Origin of the sequence: Ruegeria atlantica, from assembly GCF_001458195.1 — a bacterium.
Taxonomy (GTDB): Bacteria; Pseudomonadota; Alphaproteobacteria; order Rhodobacterales; family Rhodobacteraceae; genus Ruegeria; species Ruegeria atlantica.
Genome location: NZ_CYPU01000072.1, coordinates 1 through 18,096 on the forward strand (window position 1 = coordinate 1; position 18,096 = coordinate 18,096).

Below are 18,096 nucleotides of genomic sequence, written 5' to 3' on the forward strand. Positions count from 1 at the left end.
CCAGCGCGCCTAGGACAGGGTGCAGGAGCATCGAGCCAAAATTGATCCGAAATACCGGCACACCGCCCTGCACCAGCCTGCGCCCCAGACCGGCCACTGTTTCGTCAAGATCGGCATCCGTTAAAGCGCGTTCGAGCAGCCAACAGGAAATATCTCTGAACAATTCCGGTTTTCTCATAATCTCCCTACCCGGGATGGACGTTCACACCAGGTCACCCGACGACCCTTGCGAATAAGACTACAGCCGCAAAAAGAAGAAAGGCAATAGGACGGCATGCGCGTCGCATTGCGGCTCGGCGGCTCCATTTGGCACAAAGCACCAATATGCGATACATCGCTTTCAGGATTTCCGCTGCCAAGCGCCTTGGTCAAATTATCCGCAAACCAACCAATGAGCCAAGGCGCAACAAACGTCTGCTTTCGTCATCCCCGACGTTGGAACGATTGACCGATTGGGGCTGTCTGCGGTCCTTCGGTGAAAGCGGGTCAATGGCAGCAAAGTCCCGCAATGCGGACATAAAATCAAATTTCCTGAACGTCCGCTATTGGTGCGAAGGGATACTCGAACCCAGAACTCTAGTTCGACGGGCTCCAACCAACAGCTAGTGGACCTACCCCAATAAAAGTAGCCTTGGAAAAACGCGTCACAGAAAGTGTGAGAGGCTCACAGACTTGCGTTCGATCAGCTGAAGGGGTGCCAAGGGGCGGGGGGTGGAGCTCGTCTATGAAGGCAAGGCCCCGACCATGCGACGTTAACAACGGACGTATTTTGCTAAGGCGTGGTCGCCATGTGGTCGCCATTTATGTGGTGCCAGCAGAGTAAATCTCGTAAATTATTGATTTTATGGTGCTGCTGGAGAGAATTGAACTCTCGACCTCTCCCTTACCAAGGGAGTGCTCTACCTCTGAGCTACAGCAGCGCTGTGGGCGGGTGATTAGACTCAAACGAAACGCGGCGCAAGGGTGTCTGGACGGTTTTTTTTGTCTCCTGTAGAGAAAGACAATGGCAGACAAAAATTCACCTAAAAAAGACGGTAAATCCGGGGACGCGCGCGAAGAACGGCTTAAGGCCGCGCTTAAGGCGAATATGGCGCGGCGCAAGGCGCAGGCCAAGGCGCGAGCGGCATCCGAGGACAAGACCGGTAAGGACGAGGGATAAGAGCAGATGGATTCGATTTTGGTAACGGGCAACGGGCCGCTGAACGGTCAGATACCGATTGCGGGGGCCAAGAACGCATGCCTGACGCTGATGCCCGCAACGTTGCTCAGCGAAGAACCGCTGACGCTGACCAATGCACCGCGACTTAGTGACATCAAAACAATGACTGCGCTGTTGCAATCGCTCGGGGCCGAAGTGTCCTCGCTGCAGGATGGGCAGGTTCTGGCGATGTCCAGCCATGACCTGACCAGCCAGACGGCGGATTATGAGATCGTGCGCAAGATGCGGGCGTCCAATCTGGTGCTGGGTCCTTTGCTGGCGCGTTTTGGACAAGCCGTTGTGTCGTTGCCGGGGGGGTGTGCCATCGGTGCGCGGCCGATGGACCTGCATGTCGAAGGGCTTGAGGCGCTGGGCGCCGAGATCGAGCTTAAAGACGGTTACTTGCACGCCAAAGCCCCGGGTGGGCTGGAAGGCGCAGTGCATGAGATGCGCTTTGCCTCGGTGGGCGCGACCGAAAATATCGTCATGGCAGCGACGCTGGCCAAAGGCACGACCGTTCTGAAGAACGCTGCACGAGAGCCTGAGATCGTCGATTTGGTAGAATGTCTGCGCAAGATGGGTGCACAGATTTCGGGCGAGGGGACCTCGACCGTCGAGATCCAGGGCGTAGATCGGCTGCATGGTGCAACACATCAGGTCGTGACCGACCGGATTGAACTAGGCACCTATATGCTGGCCCCCGCGATGTGCGGCGGTGAAGTTGAGTTGCTGGGTGGTCGGATGGCTTTGGTCGAGTCTTTTGCGGCCAAGCTGGATGCGGCGGGTGTCAAGGTTGAAGAAACCCCAATTGGCCTGAAGGTTGCCCGTAAGAACGGTCGTGTTAATGCTGTGGATGTTGTGACCGAGCCGTTTCCCGGTTTCCCAACAGATTTGCAGGCGCAGATGATGGCGCTGATGTGCACGGCCGAAGGTACCTCGGTTCTGGAAGAACGTATCTTTGAGAACCGCTTCATGCATGCCCCGGAATTGGTGCGCATGGGCGCGAATATTGAAGTGCACGGTGGTACGGCGACCGTGACCGGGGTTGAACGTCTGAAGGGAGCGCCGGTGATGGCGACGGATTTGCGGGCCTCAGTCTCGTTAATTCTGGCCGGAATGGCGGCTGAAGGGGAAACGACGGTCAGCCGGGTCTATCATCTGGACCGCGGATATGAACATGTGGTGCGTAAGCTGGAAGGCGTGGGCGCAAAGATTGAACGGATCAAAGGCCAATGACAGATGCAAGTTTCGAAGACGGACGCGAAGCCCCACTGAATCTGGGGGCCGAGGACGCCGATGACCTTCAGGTGATCTCAACCCTGGCGCAGGATGCGATTTTCCCAATCACCGAGATGACGTGGCGGCCCTCTGAACGTCGCTTTGGCCTGTTGCTGAACCGGTTCCGCTGGGAAGACAAAGATGCCGCCGCCCGCCGCGACCGCCCGTTTGAACGGGTGCAGTCGGTTCTGGTTTTCGATTCAGTGCTGTCTGTGGCGAGCCAAGGGGTCGAACGCGGCGACAAGGAAATGGTGATGTCTCTGCTGTCGATTGATTTCGAAGCGGGCGAAGACGGTGCCGGGCAGATCATGCTAACACTTGCCGGAGATGGTACGATCCGCTTGTCGGTCGAGGCGCTGGATGTCACCCTCAAGGACGTGACCCGGCCGTATCAGGCCCCATCCGGTCAGGCACCGCACCATCCGGAATAAGCGCGGCATAGCGCAGGCATTCACCGGCCCCCCCCCCCCAGGGTCTGGTGCTGCGCCGTGCGACCGTTTTCGACGAGTTCGATCTGAGCCGTGTTCTGGTCCGGTCAATTACCGAGCTTTGCACGGCGGACCATCAGGATGATCCTAAGGTGATCGCACAATGGGTCGCAAACAAAGATCCGGAGACGATCAGAGGCTGGATCAGGAACGGGGCACAAATCTGGCTTGCCGAGAAAAACGGGCAGCCAGCGGCAGTCGGTGGGCTGACCGAAGCCGGAGAAATCACGCTTTTGTATATCGATCCAGATCACATTGGTTGGGGTATTGGCGGCGCTTTGTTGAAGGCACTTGAGCAGGAACTTATCGCCTTTGGCTGTACCGAGGGGCAGCTTGAAGCCACCCAAACGGCACAGGGTTTCTATGCGCGGCACGGCTGGGAAACCACCGGAGGATGCAGTCAGCGCAATGACGTGTCCTGTCTGAGTATGCGCAAATCGCTGCACCTACAGGACTGAGGGTTGAGGCCGGCCCATCTGGGCGGTATGTCCCGATCAAACGCTCCGGAGTGCCAGAACATGCCTGTTTTCCTCGACACGACGTCGTCTGAATTCGAGACCGCCTTCAAAACACTATTGTCCGCCAAGCGCGAGGACAGCCCGGATGTGGACGCCGTTGTCGCCGGGATTATCGATGACGTGAGGAAACGTGGCGATGCGGCGGTGATCGAGCTGACCGCCAAGTTTGACCGGCTGGAGCTGACGCCCGAAACAATGGCCTTCAGCGCTGAACAGATCACCGAGGCTGTGGATCAGGTCTCGTCCGAAGATCGGGCCGCGCTGGAATTGGCCGCTGAGCGCATCAGATCCTATCACGAAAAGCAGTTGCCAGAGGATCACGAGTGGATAGATTCGTCGGGCGCAATGCTGGGTTGGCGTTGGTCTGCTGTGTCGGCTGCCGGTCTCTACGTGCCCGGCGGGCTGGCATCGTACCCGTCTTCCGTGCTGATGAACGCAATCCCCGCGAAGGTCGCTGGGGTTGAGCGTCTGGCCATTGCCGTGCCGACACCGGACGGGCAAGTGAACCCGTTGGTCCTGCTGGCGGCGCAGCTTTCCGGTGTGGACACGATCTATCGTATTGGCGGGGCACAGGCGATTGCCGCAATGGCCTATGGCACCGACACAATTGCAGCGGTCGACAAGATCACGGGTCCGGGCAACGCATTTGTAGCCGCCGCCAAGCGCCGCGTATTCGGGAAGGTTGGCATCGACATGATTGCCGGTCCGTCCGAGATTTTGGTGATTGCCGACAAGGATAATGATCCCGACTGGATCGCGCTGGATCTGCTTAGCCAGGCAGAACATGACGAAAGCGCGCAGTCGATTCTGATTACAGATGACGCCGGGTTTGGACAGGCCGTCGCCAAAGCCGTCGACAAACGCCTCGAAACCCTGCAACGCCGCGCCATCGCGGGGGCCAGTTGGCGCGATTTCGGGGCGATCATCACTGTGCGTGATTTGGACGAGGCGGCGGCACTGTCGAACCGCATCGCACCCGAGCACCTTGAGCTGTGCGTGACGGATCCCTTGGCGCTGAGCGCGAAGACTGTCCACGCCGGCGCGATCTTCCTGGGCCAGTACACGCCCGAGGCCATAGGTGACTATGTTGGCGGCCCCAATCACGTGCTGCCGACGGCTCGTTCGGCCCGCTTCTCCTCTGGTCTCAATGTGATGGACTTCCTCAAGCGCACGACCCTCAGCCAGATGACACCAGAAGCCCTGCGTGCGATTGGACCCGCAGCCGAGCAACTGGCGCAATCCGAAAGCCTCGAGGCGCATGGACTTTCAGTAGCGGCGCGGTTGAAGCGTCTGAACGGCTAAATCCTTATGGCCTAAGGGTCACGCCCGCCTCGAACCTGCACGGATTATCTAGGCAGGGACTTGAAACAACCGGTTGTTCAACGGCGCCTTGACCGAAGGACCTGACACATAGGAGCTAGACTTGGAACGCGTGGCAACACTCTGGATCGGCAATCGGTTTAGTTTTCTGGAGCATTTGTGCCTGAAATCCTTCGCGGATGTGGACCAGAAGCCGATCGTCTACCACTATGGCGACCTAGAGGACATTCCGGACTACATTGAGGCGCGCGACGCACGTGAAATATTTGATACGTCCGAGATTTACCGCGACCCGATCACCCGATCCGTTGCCGTTCACGCGGATTTGTTCCGCCTGAAGCTTATGCAAGATACCGACTATATCTGGGTGGATGCCGATGCCTACGCGAACAGACCGTTCGAGACCAAACAAGGTTATTTGTTTCCAAAGGCGAATTTGAAACGTCGACGTATGATGAATGGTGTTGTTGCCTTGCCAAGCGACAGTCCGGCATTGAAAAAAATGTGTGATTTCGCTTTCGACAGTGACCTTGTTCCGCCCTGGTGGGCAGAGGATCGGCGAAAGAACTACATCGACATATTCGGCAGATCAACTGTCTGGAGTTTGCCGCTTTCGACCTTTGGGCCACCTTTGTTCTTTCACTACATTTATGACACGCCGGAACATGATATGTGTTCTGCCCGCGCCGAGCTTTATGCGATCCCTCTCAGGTACAGAAAGCACTGGAACGATCCGGATATGTCGGAGCTCGAGTTTCTGGACTGGCAGAACAAGATGTCCGTGCATTTCTTTGGATCTTGGTTCCGGAAGATTTTTAAGGATTGTGAAATCGCCAAGGGCTCGCTTGTCGATACCCTGCTGCGGAAGCACGGAATCGACCCTTCGGATCACCCGTTGTAGTGAGTTTGTCAGGAAATGGTCTGTGTGCGTTGCCCATTTAATTTTGTTGCTATAAGTCTGTCCCGACCTGAACGGACCGCGCCTTATGACTCGTATCTCGCACATCGAACTAGATGATCGAAACCTGCCTCCGCCGACCCCCGAAATCGAGCAGGAGCGTAAGGTTGCGATCTATGATCTGCTGGAGGAAAACAGCTTTGCGCTGCCTGTGCGCGATGACCGTGTCGTGCCCGATGGACCGTACCGTGTTCAGTTGTCGATCCGCGACAAACGGCTGGTTTTCGATATCGCCACCGAGGCCGAAGAAAAGGCGGCAGAGTTTCACCTGTCGCTGGGACCGTTCCGGCAGGTGGTCAAAGACTACTTTCAGATCTGCGAAAGCTATTTCAACGCGGTAAAAACCTTGCCGCCGAGCCAGATCGAAACCATCGACATGGCCCGTCGCGGCATCCACAACGAAGGCAGCCGCGTTTTACAGGAACGTCTTGAAGGTAAGGCTGACATCGACACCGATACCGCACGCCGTTTGTTCACGCTGATCTGCGTGCTGCATTTCGGGGGCTGACGCGTGAAGCCTTTGCCGCAGTCGGTCCTGTTTTGTTGCGACCATAACGCGGTTCGGTCCCCTATGGCCGAAGGGCTCATGAAAAAGTTCTACGGCACCGGCACCTACGTACAATCCGCCGGTGTGCGAAATGACCTTGAGATTGACGGGTTCTGCATCGCGGTCTGCCAAGAAGTCGGCGTTGAACTGTCCCGTCATCGGTCACGCTCGTTTGATGAAATGCAGGAATGGGGCGACGACCTCAGCTCGTTCGACCTGATCGTTGCGTTGTCGCCGGCCAGTCAACGCCAGGCGCTGGAATTGACGCGCATTTTTCACTTGGATGTCGATTATTGGCCAATAATGGACCCTACCGGACTGGGCGAAAGCCGCGCAGACAAGTTAATTCACTACCGACAGACCCGCGACCAGATCATTCAGCATCTGAAGGGCCGCTGGGGCGAACCTACGGAGTGACCATGAACCAGACCGTCAAAACCTGTTTCGACGCTTTCAACGCCGGTGACGTCGACGGCATGCTGGCCTGCCTGTCCGATGATGTGGCGCATCACGTGAACGAAGGCCAGATCCGCACCGGTAAGGAAAAATTCACGGTCTTTTGCGCCCATATGAACCGCTGCTACAAGGAACACCTAACGGATATCGTGGTGTTTGAGGCCGCAGGCGGTACTCGTGCTGCGGCAGAGTTCACTGTGAACGGCTCCTATCTGCAAACGGATGAGGGTTTGCCCGAAGCCCGCGGTCAGACCTACCGCTTGCCCGCCGGGTCGTTCTTTGACTTGAAAGACGGCAAAATTACCCGCGTCACCACGTTCTACAACCTCGCTGACTGGACCAAGCAGGTCTCGAATGGCTGAGGTCACAGCTGTCCGCCCCCTGACCGGGGCGGCGCTGACGGATGTCTTGGATGATGTGGCGCGTTTGCGGATCCAGGTGTTTTGGGCGTGGCCGTATCTGTATGACGGCGACATCAACTACGAGCGGAAGTACCTTCAGTCCTACAGGGACAGCGATAAGGCTATCGTGGTCGGGGCATTTTACAGAGACCGCCTGATAGGCGCTTCGACCGGTGCCCCACTGACCGACCACGCTGATGATTTCGCTGCCGCCTTTGATGGCTCTGGTCTGGACCTGAACGAAGTCTTCTATTGCGCCGAGTCTGTCCTTTTTTCGGATTACCGGGGGCAGGGAGTTGGCCATAAGTTCTTTGACCTACGCGAGGAACACGCACGCAAGCTGGGCTTCAGAAAATGCGCCTTTTGCAGCGTGCAGCGCCCTGTTGATCACCCGATGCGACCGGAAAACAATCGCCCCCTGGATGCCTTCTGGCGCGCGCGTGGATACGAACCGCTACCTGGTGTGATCGCGCAGTTTTCGTGGAAGGATGTTGGCGAAGAGGGCGAGACAGCAAAGCGACTGCAGTTTTGGATGCGGGATTTGTAGATAGTTTTCGTCTGCTCTGCGGACGATATCGACGTTAGACCTCCCCGCGCAAACAGTAAGTGCCCGCGGTTCACGGCCGAAGTGGGAAACGCTCGTGGCGCATTCCGATGCCTCGCGGCAGACGCGAAGAGAAATTGAGCTACCCGTCATCTTTCGGATAGATAAACCCGTTCACTGGGTAGAAATTGCCATATCGGCCCGGTTGGGTTTCAACACGGACCAAGGTCCAATCATTGTGTTTGGATACGTCCCTGACGCCCATTTTCAACGATACCTTGTTTCGGTGCCAGTTGGCGTGATTCACGATGACTTCCCGGTCCGTGACAATATCCGACACGACAGCCACATGACCCAGGGGCATCCCGCTGGTTGCCCGAAACGACATCACAGCACCGACAGCTGGTTCATTGCCGCGTTCAAATGCACTGCGCGCCCTTCCCCACCAATCCTTGGCGTTGCCGCGAATTTGGATGCCGCTGAGGTTACGTGCGTAGGGCACGCACCACACCCTTTGCCCCCGGGCTTGCTTTTGCGCGACCTCCCGCAAAGCCATTGACTGACGTTCCGGATTGAGGTCCGCATCGGTTGGACGCTCGGCGCAAGCGGAGACAATACAACAAACTGCCACCGCAATCGCGGTTCGGGCGGTGCCGGACACGCGGGGCCAAATCGTATTTGTTTTGTGGGCGCTGTATTCCAAGATGCTTCATTGCCGGTTCGAAGACTAACGGGGTTCTACGATAATTTGACCGAAAATGAAAAGGGACCTGCCAATTCTCCAGCAAGATTTTGCCAGTTCCTTGTGCCGTTATTAACCCAATGGCTGAGATGGAAGACGCATATGCACTCGTTGTGACGGATGTTGCGCTTGAACAAGAGGTCAGCACTGAGCTCATAGTGGAGTTGTTCGTTCAATACACACGTTGACAGGATGGGGCTATACAGACCGCGAACTCACACATAAATTCGCCCGAGTTTGGACCGCAAGGATAGCCCATGAAAGTCGCTACTGCCGCCTATAACCTAGATTGGCTCGACAGCTGGGCGCAGTATGAGGACAAGCTAGACGGCTGGGTCTCGGACGCTGCGGGGCAGGGGGCGGAACTGCTGGTTTTTCCCGAATATGGCGCAATGGAGCTGTCGACGCTCGACGGGGCTGAAGTGGCGGGTGATCTGGAGCGTTCGATCCACGCGGTCTCGGATCGGATGGAGGATGTGCGAAATCTACACCGGCGCCTCGCGCAGGAGTATAAGACGTACATTTTGGGCGCATCGGCCCCGGTTGTGGATGGCCCCGGTCGACCTGTGAACCGGGCTGCATTCTATGCCCCAGATGGCAAACAGGACCACCAGGACAAACAGATCATGACCCGGTTCGAACGCGAGTCGTGGGATATTGCCCCTGGCGGCCCGCTGAAACTGTTCGATACTGCGCTGGGCAAAATCGGGGTGCTGATCTGTTACGATAGTGAGTTCCCGCTGTTGGGTCGTGCTCTCAGCGAGGCAGACCTTATCCTTGTCCCATCCTGCACCGAGGCGTTGTCAGGCTATTGGCGGGTGCGTATCGGCGCGATGTCCAGGGCATTGGAAAATCAATGCGTTACGGTAATGTCGTCTTTGGTTGGCGCTTATGAATGGTCCGAAGCTGTTGATATGAACACCGGCACTGGCGGTATATTTGGTCCACCGGACAAGGGCTTTCCCGCGACCGGAGTACTGGCCGAAGGCACCATGAACCAACCCGGCTGGACTTATGCTGAGGTCGACATGTCGGCCATCGCCGGTGTGCGGTCTGATGGCCATGTCCTCAACCGAACTCATTGGGATGAGCAATCACCCCGAGTCGATTCGGTCACAATATCCGCCCTATAGGTGATTCCGCCCTTGAAATAGGGCCAAAATAGGCTCATTTAAGCGCACATCCCCGCAGATTCTGCGGGAGCAACTTAAATGTGGAGACAACATGGCCAAGGAAGATACGCTCGAATTTCCCGGTGTCGTGAAGGAACTCCTGCCTAATGCGACGTTTCGGGTCGAGCTGGAAAACGGCCATGAGATCATCGCACATACGGCAGGCAAGATGCGCAAGAACCGCATCCGTGTTCTGGCCGGCGACAAAGTTCAGGTCGAGATGACCCCCTATGATCTGACCAAGGGTCGGATCAACTACCGCTTCAAGTAACGCCTGCCGCAATGGCGTTTATCTTAGGATCGGGCAGCCCAAGGCGGCTGGACCTATTGGCCCAGCTTGGCGTGCAGCCCGATGCCATCCGTGCACCCGACATTGATGAAACGCCGCTGAAAGGTGAGCTGCCGGTGCCCTATTGCAATCGCATTACGCGGGCAAAAGTGCAGGCGGTACAGGCCGATGGCGACGATGTAACTCTTTGCGCGGATACCACGGTCGCACTGGGTCGCCGTATTCTGGGAAAACCGGAAGACGCGGGCCAGGCGGCTGAATTCCTGCATGCTTTGTCCGGTCGACGGCACCGCGTAATCACCTCGGTCGCCGTACGATGCGGGGACCGCGTTCTGCAACGTGATGTGGTGTCTCAGGTCAAGGTCAAACGCCTGTCAGACGTTGAAATCAACGCTTATCTGGCGACCGGAGACTGGCAGGGCAAAGCAGGCGCTTACGCCATCCAAGGCCCTGCCGGGGCTTTCATCCCTTGGATTTCTGGTTCCTTTACCGGCATCGTGGGGCTCCCCCTGTCCGAGACTGCCGCGCTTTTGCAAGGCATCGGCTATCCCCTGTATCGTGAGGTGTCATGAAGGGTCGAACCATTGTTCTGGATCACATCGAAAACCGCGAAGCTGCCGCCCTTATGGTCGACGGTCAGCTGGACGATTTCCTGATTGCAGCTGACGCGCCCGCGCCGGGTACGATTTACCGTGCCCGTGCCGACCGACCGGTCAAAGGGCAGGGCGGCATGTTCCTGACCACACCTGACGGTCCGGCCTTTCTACGACAGATCAAAGGGCTCGCACCCGGTGTACTGATGTTGGTTCAGGTGACGGGCTATGCCGAACCCGGTAAGGCGCTGCCAGTGACCGATCGGGTTCTGTTCAAAAGCCGCTATGCGATCGTTACGCCTGATGCGCCCGGTTTGAATATCTCACGTTCCATCCACGACGAAGATGAGCGTGACCGCCTTCTTGAAATCGCTCATGAGAGCATGGAGGGCAGCAGCCATGGCCTGATCCTGCGGTCCTGTTGTGAGGGCGAAGGTGCGGCTGAAATCGCCGAAGATATCGGTGCGATGCTGGCCCATGCGGATCAGGTTTTGAACGATCCGGGAACTGAGCCCGAGCTGCTGCTGGAAGGCGACGGACCCCATGTTCTGGCCTGGCGCGACTGGACCGACCCGGCTGAGGTTGTGACGCAGCCGGGCAGTTTCGAAACGCATGGCGTATTGGATGCATTGGACGTGGCGCGTGGTATTTCCGAGCCACTGCCCGGAGGCGGGTATCTATATATTCAGCCCACCCGGGCCTTGGTCGCTGTGGATGTCAACACCGGGTCCGACACGTCGATGGCAGGCGGAACCAAGGTCAATTTCGCCTGTGCCAAGGGGCTTGCCCGTGCCTTGCGCGTTCGCGGTCTTGGGGGGCAAATCACTCTGGACCTAGCACCAATGCCTAAAAAGGATCGCCGTGGGTTCGAGGCCTCTCTGCGCGCTGCGTTGAAGGCAGATTTGGTCGAAACCACGCTGGCAGGTTGGACCCCTCTTGGCCACTACGAGCTACAGCGCAAACGCGGCCGTATCCCGTTGTCGGAAGTGCTGAAATGAGCTGCCCGATCTGCGCAGAAAAGTCTGTAACCGAGTTTCGGCCATTCTGTTCGAAGCGGTGTGCTGATATTGATCTGGCCAAGTGGCTGAACGGGTCCTACGCGGTTCCATCGCAGCGGGAAGAGGACGTTGAAACAGAAGTTTCCGATCCCGAACCAGAGCAACAACGTCCACATTGAAAAAATGTGAAAAAGCCTCTGGACACTGCCTGTAGCAAGTCATAGAAGGCCTCCACCCAACGGTAAACGCCGTTCCCGTGCCCGGGTAGCTCAGGGGTAGAGCAGTGGATTGAAAATCCTCGTGTCGGTGGTTCGATTCCGCCCCCGGGCACCACTTTATCTGGTAAAGTATTGGTTTCGCATCGGCTTTTGACAGTTGGCTGAAACTGCAGACAAGTTCATCAAAAGATACCTACGTGACCGGCGGTTTTTTACTTCGGTCACCACAAAAGACACGGCTATACATTGCCAGCGACTCCCGTTAAGAGGCGGTCTTTAACCTTGGAAGATGCGCTGATTGCAATACCGCAAGGCACGTATCCCCCGGCTGATACAAAGAACACCACCGTGAAACAGACCATCGCAGATGCGCTTGCCCGCAAGGGTTACGATACTTTGACACAAGTCCAGCAGGCCGTGACACAGCCCGAGCTGGAAGGGCGCGATATGTTGGTGTCGGCGCAAACCGGATCGGGAAAAACCATCGGGTTCGGGTTGGCGATCGCACCACAGTTGCTGGGCGAAGATGAGACGTTCGGGGCGTCCGGCGCGCCGTTGGCTTTGGTGGTTGCGCCAACGCGGGAACTGGCCATGCAGGTCAAGCGCGAGCTGAGCTGGCTGTACTCGGATGCTGGTGCGTTTCTGGCCTCGTGTGTTGGTGGCATGGATATGCGTGATGAACGCCGGGCTCTGGCGCGTGGGGCGCATATTGTTGTCGCAACTCCGGGGCGGCTGCGCGATCATATCATGCGTGGTTCCATTGATCTGACCGCGATCCGTGCTGTGGTTCTGGACGAAGCCGATGAAATGCTGGACCTTGGATTTCGCGAGGATCTTGAGTTCATCCTGGATGAAACTCCGGCAGAGCGGCAAACGTTGCTGTTCTCGGCCACGGTCCCGCGCGCCATTGCTAACCTGGCAACGCGCTATCAGCGCGATGCCGAGCGGGTGAGCACGGTCAGCGAGAAAACCCAACATGCCGATATCGAATATCGTGCGATGATGGTGGCGCCGCGGGACGGGGATAACGCGATCATCAATGCACTGCGGTATTACGAAGCCCCCAATGCTATCGTTTTCTGTAACACCCGGGCGACGGTGTCACGACTGACCACGCGGCTGTCCAACCGCGGGTTTTCGGTGGTGGCACTGTCTGGTGAGCTGACGCAGAGTGAACGCTCTAACGCGTTGCAGTCGATGCGCGATGGACGTGCGAGGGTATGTGTGGCGACAGATGTCGCGGCGCGCGGAATTGATTTGCCGAACCTCGATTTAGTAATCCATGCCGAGTTGCCCAACAGTCACGAGACGCTTTTGCATCGCTCCGGGCGCACGGGTCGGGCAGGGCGAAAGGGCGTCAGCGCCCTGGTGGTCGAGCCGTCATCGCGGAAAAAGGCCGAGCGTATTCTGAAGTTCGCAAAGCTCACGGCGGATTGGGGCGTCGCCCCTTCTTCGGATGAGGTGAACGAACGGGATCAGGCGCGGATGCTCGCCTCGGATGACTGGCAAGTCGAAGTTACCGAAAGTGAACAGGGTGCTGTTCAGCACCTGGTCGAAAAGTTTACCCCTGAGCAAATAGCGGCAGCGTATCTACGTCAGTATAAATTGCGCCATTCAGCACCGGAAGAGTTGGCCCCGGTGACGGCGGACCGCCCGAAACCCCGGGCCGCCTTTGGTCCGAGCGTTTGGTATTCCTTGTCTGAAGGTCGCAACCAAAATGCTTCGCCGCGCCATTTGCTGCCGATGATCTGCAAGGCCGGTGATCTGACCAAAGACGATATCGGTGCGATCCGGATTGCCGATGATGTGTCTTACGTCGAGATCCGCGAAGCCAGTGTTGCGGGCTTTCTGGCGGCTGTTGGACCGGGTATGAAAATCGAAGGTTCGAAAGACGTTGTGCGCTTGGATGGCGCGCCTGACGTGCCAGCGTTTGAGCGTCCAAGGTCCAACCGCCCACCCAAGGGTAAACCGCGTCCGCGCAAAGGGGACACCACCCCGGTTGATTGGAACGATGCCCCGACGCCCCGCAACCGCAAACCCAAGCCCGAAGATCGCAAGCCCAGTAAAGCAGCGGAACGCGGTTTCAAACAGACCCGATCAAAAGAATATGGCTCGACACCGCACCGCGACTCGTCACTGAGCGAGCCGGATGTTAAATTCACGGCAACGAGCGCAAAGAAGAAAACCCACAAAACGCCCGCTAACAAGAGCAAAGACGGAAGCGTAAAGCCCGGCGATAAACCCACCAAAGGCCCGCCGCCGCCCAAGGGAAAACCCAGCAGCAAGAAGAATCGCGCCCGCGTTTCAGCCGCGAAAGCGGGCAAGGGCGGAGAGGCTGTGCCGAAACGGCGCAAGACTTAGCGCCGCTCAATGCGGCCGCGGCAACGCGCCAGCGGTCATATTCCCGTCGACGCTCAGGTCCGAGCGTCGACGATTTCGAGTATCCGGTTGCGCTGAATCTTACCCGATGGCCCCTTTGGCAGATCACGCAGGATGTGAACCTCGTCAGGGGATTTGAACCGACCCAGCTTGGTCTCACAAATTTCTAAAAGGGTCAGCGAGGTCAGTTCGGACCCGTCGCGGATTTTGACAGCGGCCTCGACGGTTTCGCCATAGCTACGGCAGGGGCGTGCAAAGGCTGCGGCTTCGACAACGTCGGGGTGGGAATAAAGCGCCTCGTCGATCTCACGCGGGGCGATGTTCTCGCCGCCCTTGATGATCAGCTCTTTCAAGCGGCCCGTGACATAGACGTATCCATCCTCATCCATACGCGCCAGATCGCCGGTGCGAAGCCATCCATCGGCAGTAAACGTGCCTGCGGTCGCCTTCGGATCCTTAAGGTATTCAAGCATCACATTTGGTCCGCGTATGACCAGTTCACCCTCGGTTCCGTGTGGGACGGGCTGTTGGTTCGCATCGCGGATCGCGGCGTCGTTTCCATAGGCAACACCTGGTGAGCCGATCTTGCGCACACCCGGCGGAAGTGGGTTCGAAAGGATCTGCGCGGCGGTTTCGGTAAGGCCCATGGTTTCGACGATGGGAACGTCGAACCGTTCTTCGAAAGCCCGTTGTACGTCCGGTGCCAGCGCGGACGAAGCAGAGCGCCCGAACCGCAACCGCTGACGGGTTTGGCTGTCCGGATTGGTGTCCGATTGCAGCAGATGAGAGATGATGGTGGGCACAACCGAAAACCAAGTAGCCTGAGTCTTTCCAAGATTGTCCCAAAACCGGCTGGCTGAAAACCGTTCGCACATAGCAAGGGACCCGCCCGAAACGAGCGTTCCCATCACAGTCACACAAAGACCGTTGATGTGATAGATCGGCAGGACGCAGAAACCGCGATCCGTGTCGGTCAGCTCATGTGCGACAGCGGTGGTCCAGCCGCCAGCCAAAAGGCTAGAATGGGTATGAACAACACCCTTTGGTCTGCCGGTTGTGCCTGATGTGTACATGAGAAGGGCATGATCTTCCGGCGTCAGGTCATAAAGCTGGCTATCTGCGTCACCAGCATCGGCGATCTGCAAAGGTGTGATCACGGCAGGGCCGGCTGTTCGGTCGAACAACTCGGCTTGATCTGGGTGCACGAAGGCAAAGCGCGCGCCGCTGTGTTCAAGGGCGTAGGCCACGGCACTGTCGCCAGCGACGAGATTGATCATTGTTGCCCGGAATCCGCCATAGAGAACGCCGAACAAGGTGACAAGCGCTTCGCGGCAATTGGGATAGATAAGGGCGACGCTTTCGCCTTTTTGCGCCCCAAGGCGGGTTAGCATGCCTGCAGCGTTTTTGGCCGAGTCGCGCAGTTCAGCCCAGCTCAGATCCTGTGCGCCATCGGGAAACACAAACCCGGTTCCGCCCTGATCGGCTCTTAGGTCCAGCCAATCGCGGACCGTTCCTTTGGGCGGTTCCATCATTGGCCAGCCTCCCTCCAATACGCGCCGAATACATCCTCGAGCGCGGGTTCGCGTGGGGCTGTTTCACGCACAATTTTGGTGGTCTGGACGAAGTGCCGCCAATGCAGGTTGGTGTCGATAGAGTTTCCGCCCCAACTGCCGCATCCCATAGACAGTGAGAAAGGCATTCCGTTGGTGAAGCTGCCGCCGGTGGCAAAGGTATGGGCCTGGTTCACGATAACCCGGCAGGTGGGTAATTCTCGGCCCAGCTCAATAGCGCGCGCGTCGTCGCTGGTGTGGATGCCGACCGAATGTCCGGCCCCCTGATTGGCTAGGACACGCGCTGCAGTGGCCTTGGCAGCCGCATAGTCCGACGCTCGGTACAGCGCCAGAACGCGGCTCAGCTTCTCTCCAGACAGGGGATGATCAGGACCGATCCCATCGGTCTCTACTGCCAGAAACTTCGTGCCTTCGGGCGCTTTGTCTGCCATCCCCAACGCCTCAAGCATCTTGTCGGCGTCCTGAGCAATCGCTGATCGGTTGAGGTGCCCGTCCGGCCAGAGACGTGCAATGATACCATCAGCATCTGAAGCAGGGACAAGCGCACCGCCTTCGGCCGCCATTGCTGCGACGAAGTCGTCATAGACTGCGTCCACCACCACAACCGCGTTCTCGGACGAGCACGAAGTCGCATTATCAAAACACTTTGATGCTGTGATCTTGGCCGCCGCCGCCGACAGATCGGCGGTTTCATCGACAATCACGATGACATTGCCGGCGCCGACCGCGACGGCCGGTGTGCCGCAGGACTGGGCCCGGTGGACGTTGTTCTGACTACCGGTGCAGATCACCCGATCCGAGGTCTCCATCAGCCGTTGTGTTTTGGCCTTTGATCCCGGTGCGGGGATCATCTGGACCAGGTCCCGGTCCAGCCCCAGCTTTTCAAACTCGGCGTGTATGAAGCTTAGCAGCATCTCACAGGATGCCACGCCCTTGGGCGAGGGGGCGACGACGATAGCATTGCCACCCTTGAGAGCATTAATGATGTTGTTGGCCGGTGTAGCGGCCGGATTGGTTGAGGGAACGACCGCGCCTACGACGCCGATCGCACGGGCGATTTCCGTGATGCCTGTTTCAGGATCGTCGCTGATGACCCCATATGTCTTTGCCTCGGCAATGTCGCGCAGAAGACCCAGAGATTTGCGGTGGTTTTTGGTGATCTTATCGGGGACATTGCCCAGCCCGGTGGTTTCAACCGCCAGTTCTGCCAGCGCCTGATTGCGCGCGGGTTCCATGATCGCCCAGCCTGCCGCCAGCGCCGCCTTGTCATAGAGCGCCTGACTGCCTGTAGCCTCATAGGCAGCCTGAGCCTTGCGCGCATGTGCCACGATCCGGTCCACTTCGGCGATTTCGGGGGCTATGTCGTTTGGAGCGTTCATTTTGGTCCTCGATTGGTTGTCCGGGACGGGTTCTACCCGCCCCGATTTGGGTCGGTTAAAGACCAGCCAGCAATTCGTTCAGCGTCTGCTGGCGCTGCGCCCACATCTCGATCACTTCGTCACGTGTCATGATGTGCATGGGCGAGCCACCCGCTTCCATCTTCTTGGAAACGCGAGAATTGGCGAACATCTCGGGCACGGTTGCGGCCAATTTTTCAATCACCTCAGGAGGTGTTCCCTTGGGCACCATTACACCCCGGAAATTGACCGAGGAGTTGTCCACGTCCAGCCCCTGTTCCATCATCGTCGGAACATCCGGCAGGAACGTGTTGCGTTCAAGATCGGCAACGCCGAGGATTTTCACATTGCCCGCCTCTTGTGCGCGGAACGCATCGGACAGGTTGTTGATGCCGCCCATGACTTCACCAGCGATGACGGCCTTCATGGCTGCTGCTCCGCCACCTTTGGTCGGGATGTAGGCCATCTTGGTCCCGGCTGCCTTGTCGATCTGCAGCGCCGCGATGTGGTGGCCCACAAAAAGGCCCGCGCCGGATACCGTCAGCTTGCCTGGGTTTTCCTTGGCATAGGCGACAACATCATCCATCGAGTTGAATTCACTGTCGGCGCCAACCACGAACACGGCCGGGTCTGCGCCCCAGTTCGCGATGGGTTCAAAGCTGTCGGTCGAGTATTCGACGCCACCCTTGATCGACTGGGCGATGAAATGAGGAACGTTGTAGGCACCCAGCGTATAGCCGTCCGGATCGGCCTGAGTTGCGAACCAGTTCCAGCCAACGCGCCCACCGGCACCAGGCTTGTTGATGATGGCGATGGGCATTCCCAGCGCATCCTCGTTTCCAGATGTCATCGTGACGATCCGTGCCTGAAAATCGGTCGCGCCTCCGGCCCCGTAACTGACCATCATCATGATCGGCCGTTCGGGATAATCCTCGGCCATTGCCGCGCCCGTCAGGCCCGTCAGAGCCATTGCTGCCCCTGCAATCAATCGTTTCATTTTGCGTTTCCTCCCTGATTTGGTTCATCCGC

General features: G+C 57.9%; 20 protein-coding genes and 2 tRNA genes. 17 read left to right on the forward strand and 5 right to left on the reverse strand.

From position 1 onward, the window contains the following. Window positions 1-845: 845 nt before the first annotated feature. Window positions 846-920: transfer RNA gene (locus RUA4292_RS21000), tRNA-Thr, on the reverse strand. Between the two features lie 83 nt (window positions 921-1,003). Between RUA4292_RS21000 and RUA4292_RS25035 the strand changes: the two genes are divergently transcribed. The 10 genes from RUA4292_RS25035 (at window position 1,004) to RUA4292_RS21045 (ending at window position 7,711) form a co-directional block, all read left to right on the forward strand. Then, window positions 1,004-1,159 (forward strand): hypothetical protein, encoded by a 156-nt coding sequence (locus RUA4292_RS25035; protein WP_199520031.1) that lies wholly within the window; start codon window positions 1,004-1,006, stop codon window positions 1,157-1,159. A gap of 6 nt (window positions 1,160-1,165) precedes the next feature. After that, complete coding sequence (gene murA, locus RUA4292_RS21005; RefSeq protein WP_058279380.1) at window positions 1,166-2,434, forward strand: UDP-N-acetylglucosamine 1-carboxyvinyltransferase; 1,269 nt, start codon at window positions 1,166-1,168, stop codon at window positions 2,432-2,434. Next, window positions 2,431-2,907, forward strand: a complete 477-nt coding sequence (locus tag RUA4292_RS21010; RefSeq protein ID WP_058275388.1) for a DUF2948 family protein — start codon at window positions 2,431-2,433, stop codon at window positions 2,905-2,907. Before murA ends, RUA4292_RS21010 begins: the two co-directional genes overlap by 4 nt. A gap of 47 nt (window positions 2,908-2,954) precedes the next feature. Continuing rightward, a complete protein-coding gene (locus RUA4292_RS21015; RefSeq protein WP_233493510.1) occupies window positions 2,955-3,422 on the forward strand; it encodes a GNAT family N-acetyltransferase in 468 nt (155 codons plus the stop codon). Window positions 3,423-3,482: 60 nt separating this feature from the next. Further along, the gene (hisD, locus tag RUA4292_RS21020; protein WP_058279381.1) at window positions 3,483-4,784 is read left to right on the forward strand and encodes a histidinol dehydrogenase; all 1,302 of its coding nucleotides are present in this window, start codon (window positions 3,483-3,485) and stop codon (window positions 4,782-4,784) included. 121 nt (window positions 4,785-4,905) lie between these two features. Further along, complete coding sequence (locus RUA4292_RS21025) at window positions 4,906-5,703, forward strand: hypothetical protein (protein ID WP_058279382.1); 798 nt, start codon at window positions 4,906-4,908, stop codon at window positions 5,701-5,703. Between the two features lie 85 nt (window positions 5,704-5,788). Further along, window positions 5,789-6,268, forward strand: coding sequence for a UPF0262 family protein (locus RUA4292_RS21030; protein ID WP_058279383.1), 480 nt, complete (start codon window positions 5,789-5,791; stop codon window positions 6,266-6,268). A 3-nt stretch (window positions 6,269-6,271) separates the two neighbouring features. After that, window positions 6,272-6,724: an arsenate-mycothiol transferase ArsC gene (locus RUA4292_RS21035; RefSeq protein ID WP_058275393.1), complete on the forward strand. Its 453-nt coding sequence runs from the start codon at window positions 6,272-6,274 to the stop codon at window positions 6,722-6,724. 2 nt (window positions 6,725-6,726) lie between these two features. Continuing rightward, complete coding sequence (locus RUA4292_RS21040; protein WP_058279384.1) at window positions 6,727-7,125, forward strand: ketosteroid isomerase-related protein; 399 nt, start codon at window positions 6,727-6,729, stop codon at window positions 7,123-7,125. Further along, entirely contained in the window at window positions 7,118-7,711 is a 594-nt protein-coding gene (locus RUA4292_RS21045) for a GNAT family N-acetyltransferase (protein ID WP_058279385.1), read from the forward strand. The genes RUA4292_RS21040 and RUA4292_RS21045 overlap by 8 nt, the downstream gene beginning before the upstream one ends. A gap of 139 nt (window positions 7,712-7,850) precedes the next feature. Here RUA4292_RS21045 and RUA4292_RS21050 read toward each other — a convergent pair whose 3' ends face one another. After that, window positions 7,851-8,210, reverse strand: coding sequence for a CHAP domain-containing protein (locus RUA4292_RS21050; RefSeq protein WP_306346077.1), 360 nt, complete (start codon window positions 8,208-8,210; stop codon window positions 7,851-7,853). A 497-nt stretch (window positions 8,211-8,707) separates the two neighbouring features. On the opposite strand from RUA4292_RS21050, the gene RUA4292_RS21055 reads away from it, so the two are divergent. The 7 genes from RUA4292_RS21055 to RUA4292_RS21085 all read left to right on the forward strand — a co-directional run bounded on the left by RUA4292_RS21055 (window position 8,708) and on the right by RUA4292_RS21085 (window position 14,081). Beyond that, entirely contained in the window at window positions 8,708-9,583 is an 876-nt protein-coding gene (locus RUA4292_RS21055) for a carbon-nitrogen hydrolase family protein (protein WP_058279386.1), read from the forward strand. Between the two features lie 91 nt (window positions 9,584-9,674). Beyond that, the gene (gene infA / locus RUA4292_RS21060; protein ID WP_005978431.1) at window positions 9,675-9,893 is read left to right on the forward strand and encodes a translation initiation factor IF-1; all 219 of its coding nucleotides are present in this window, start codon (window positions 9,675-9,677) and stop codon (window positions 9,891-9,893) included. Window positions 9,894-9,904: 11 nt separating this feature from the next. Further along, the gene (locus RUA4292_RS21065) at window positions 9,905-10,483 is read left to right on the forward strand and encodes a Maf family protein (RefSeq protein ID WP_058279387.1); all 579 of its coding nucleotides are present in this window, start codon (window positions 9,905-9,907) and stop codon (window positions 10,481-10,483) included. Continuing rightward, window positions 10,480-11,502: a ribonuclease E/G gene (locus tag RUA4292_RS21070; RefSeq protein ID WP_058279388.1), complete on the forward strand. Its 1,023-nt coding sequence runs from the start codon at window positions 10,480-10,482 to the stop codon at window positions 11,500-11,502. Before RUA4292_RS21065 ends, RUA4292_RS21070 begins: the two co-directional genes overlap by 4 nt. Further along, window positions 11,499-11,681: a DNA gyrase inhibitor YacG gene (locus RUA4292_RS21075; protein ID WP_058275399.1), complete on the forward strand. Its 183-nt coding sequence runs from the start codon at window positions 11,499-11,501 to the stop codon at window positions 11,679-11,681. The genes RUA4292_RS21070 and RUA4292_RS21075 overlap by 4 nt, the downstream gene beginning before the upstream one ends. A gap of 79 nt (window positions 11,682-11,760) precedes the next feature. Continuing rightward, window positions 11,761-11,835, forward strand: a tRNA-Phe gene (locus tag RUA4292_RS21080). A 233-nt stretch (window positions 11,836-12,068) separates the two neighbouring features. After that, complete coding sequence (locus RUA4292_RS21085) at window positions 12,069-14,081, forward strand: DEAD/DEAH box helicase (protein ID WP_058279526.1); 2,013 nt, start codon at window positions 12,069-12,071, stop codon at window positions 14,079-14,081. Window positions 14,082-14,134: 53 nt separating this feature from the next. On the opposite strand, the gene RUA4292_RS21090 is transcribed toward RUA4292_RS21085, so the two are convergent. From RUA4292_RS21090 to RUA4292_RS21100, 3 genes are read right to left on the reverse strand one after another with little or no spacing between them, the layout of a single operon-like run. Then, the gene (locus RUA4292_RS21090; protein WP_058279389.1) at window positions 14,135-15,631 is read right to left on the reverse strand and encodes an AMP-binding protein; all 1,497 of its coding nucleotides are present in this window, start codon (window positions 15,629-15,631) and stop codon (window positions 14,135-14,137) included. Then, window positions 15,628-17,049, reverse strand: coding sequence for an acylating sulfoacetaldehyde dehydrogenase (gene sauS, locus RUA4292_RS21095; protein WP_058279390.1), 1,422 nt, complete (start codon window positions 17,047-17,049; stop codon window positions 15,628-15,630). The genes RUA4292_RS21090 and sauS overlap by 4 nt, the downstream gene beginning before the upstream one ends. Window positions 17,050-17,104: 55 nt before the next feature. Beyond that, window positions 17,105-18,064, reverse strand: coding sequence for a Bug family tripartite tricarboxylate transporter substrate binding protein (locus RUA4292_RS21100; protein WP_058279391.1), 960 nt, complete (start codon window positions 18,062-18,064; stop codon window positions 17,105-17,107). Window positions 18,065-18,096 lie beyond the last annotated feature (32 nt).

Coding starts and splice junctions, on each gene's coding strand:
- RUA4292_RS25035 (WP_199520031.1), top strand. CDS start 1,004: ATGGCAGACAAAAATTCACCTAAAAAAGACGGTAAATCCGGGGACGCG.
- murA (WP_058279380.1), top strand. CDS start 1,166: ATGGATTCGATTTTGGTAACGGGCAACGGGCCGCTGAACGGTCAGATA.
- RUA4292_RS21010 (WP_058275388.1), top strand. CDS start 2,431: ATGACAGATGCAAGTTTCGAAGACGGACGCGAAGCCCCACTGAATCTG.
- hisD (WP_058279381.1), top strand. CDS start 3,483: ATGCCTGTTTTCCTCGACACGACGTCGTCTGAATTCGAGACCGCCTTC.
- RUA4292_RS21030 (WP_058279383.1), top strand. CDS start 5,789: ATGACTCGTATCTCGCACATCGAACTAGATGATCGAAACCTGCCTCCG.
- RUA4292_RS21040 (WP_058279384.1), top strand. CDS start 6,727: ATGAACCAGACCGTCAAAACCTGTTTCGACGCTTTCAACGCCGGTGAC.
- RUA4292_RS21045 (WP_058279385.1), top strand. CDS start 7,118: ATGGCTGAGGTCACAGCTGTCCGCCCCCTGACCGGGGCGGCGCTGACG.
- RUA4292_RS21055 (WP_058279386.1), top strand. CDS start 8,708: ATGAAAGTCGCTACTGCCGCCTATAACCTAGATTGGCTCGACAGCTGG.
- infA (WP_005978431.1), top strand. CDS start 9,675: ATGGCCAAGGAAGATACGCTCGAATTTCCCGGTGTCGTGAAGGAACTC.
- RUA4292_RS21065 (WP_058279387.1), top strand. CDS start 9,905: ATGGCGTTTATCTTAGGATCGGGCAGCCCAAGGCGGCTGGACCTATTG.
- RUA4292_RS21070 (WP_058279388.1), top strand. CDS start 10,480: ATGAAGGGTCGAACCATTGTTCTGGATCACATCGAAAACCGCGAAGCT.
- RUA4292_RS21075 (WP_058275399.1), top strand. CDS start 11,499: ATGAGCTGCCCGATCTGCGCAGAAAAGTCTGTAACCGAGTTTCGGCCA.
- RUA4292_RS21090 (WP_058279389.1), bottom strand. CDS start 15,631: ATGATGGAACCGCCCAAAGGAACGGTCCGCGATTGGCTGGACCTAAGA.
- sauS (WP_058279390.1), bottom strand. CDS start 17,049: ATGAACGCTCCAAACGACATAGCCCCCGAAATCGCCGAAGTGGACCGG.
- RUA4292_RS21100 (WP_058279391.1), bottom strand. CDS start 18,064: ATGAAACGATTGATTGCAGGGGCAGCAATGGCTCTGACGGGCCTGACG.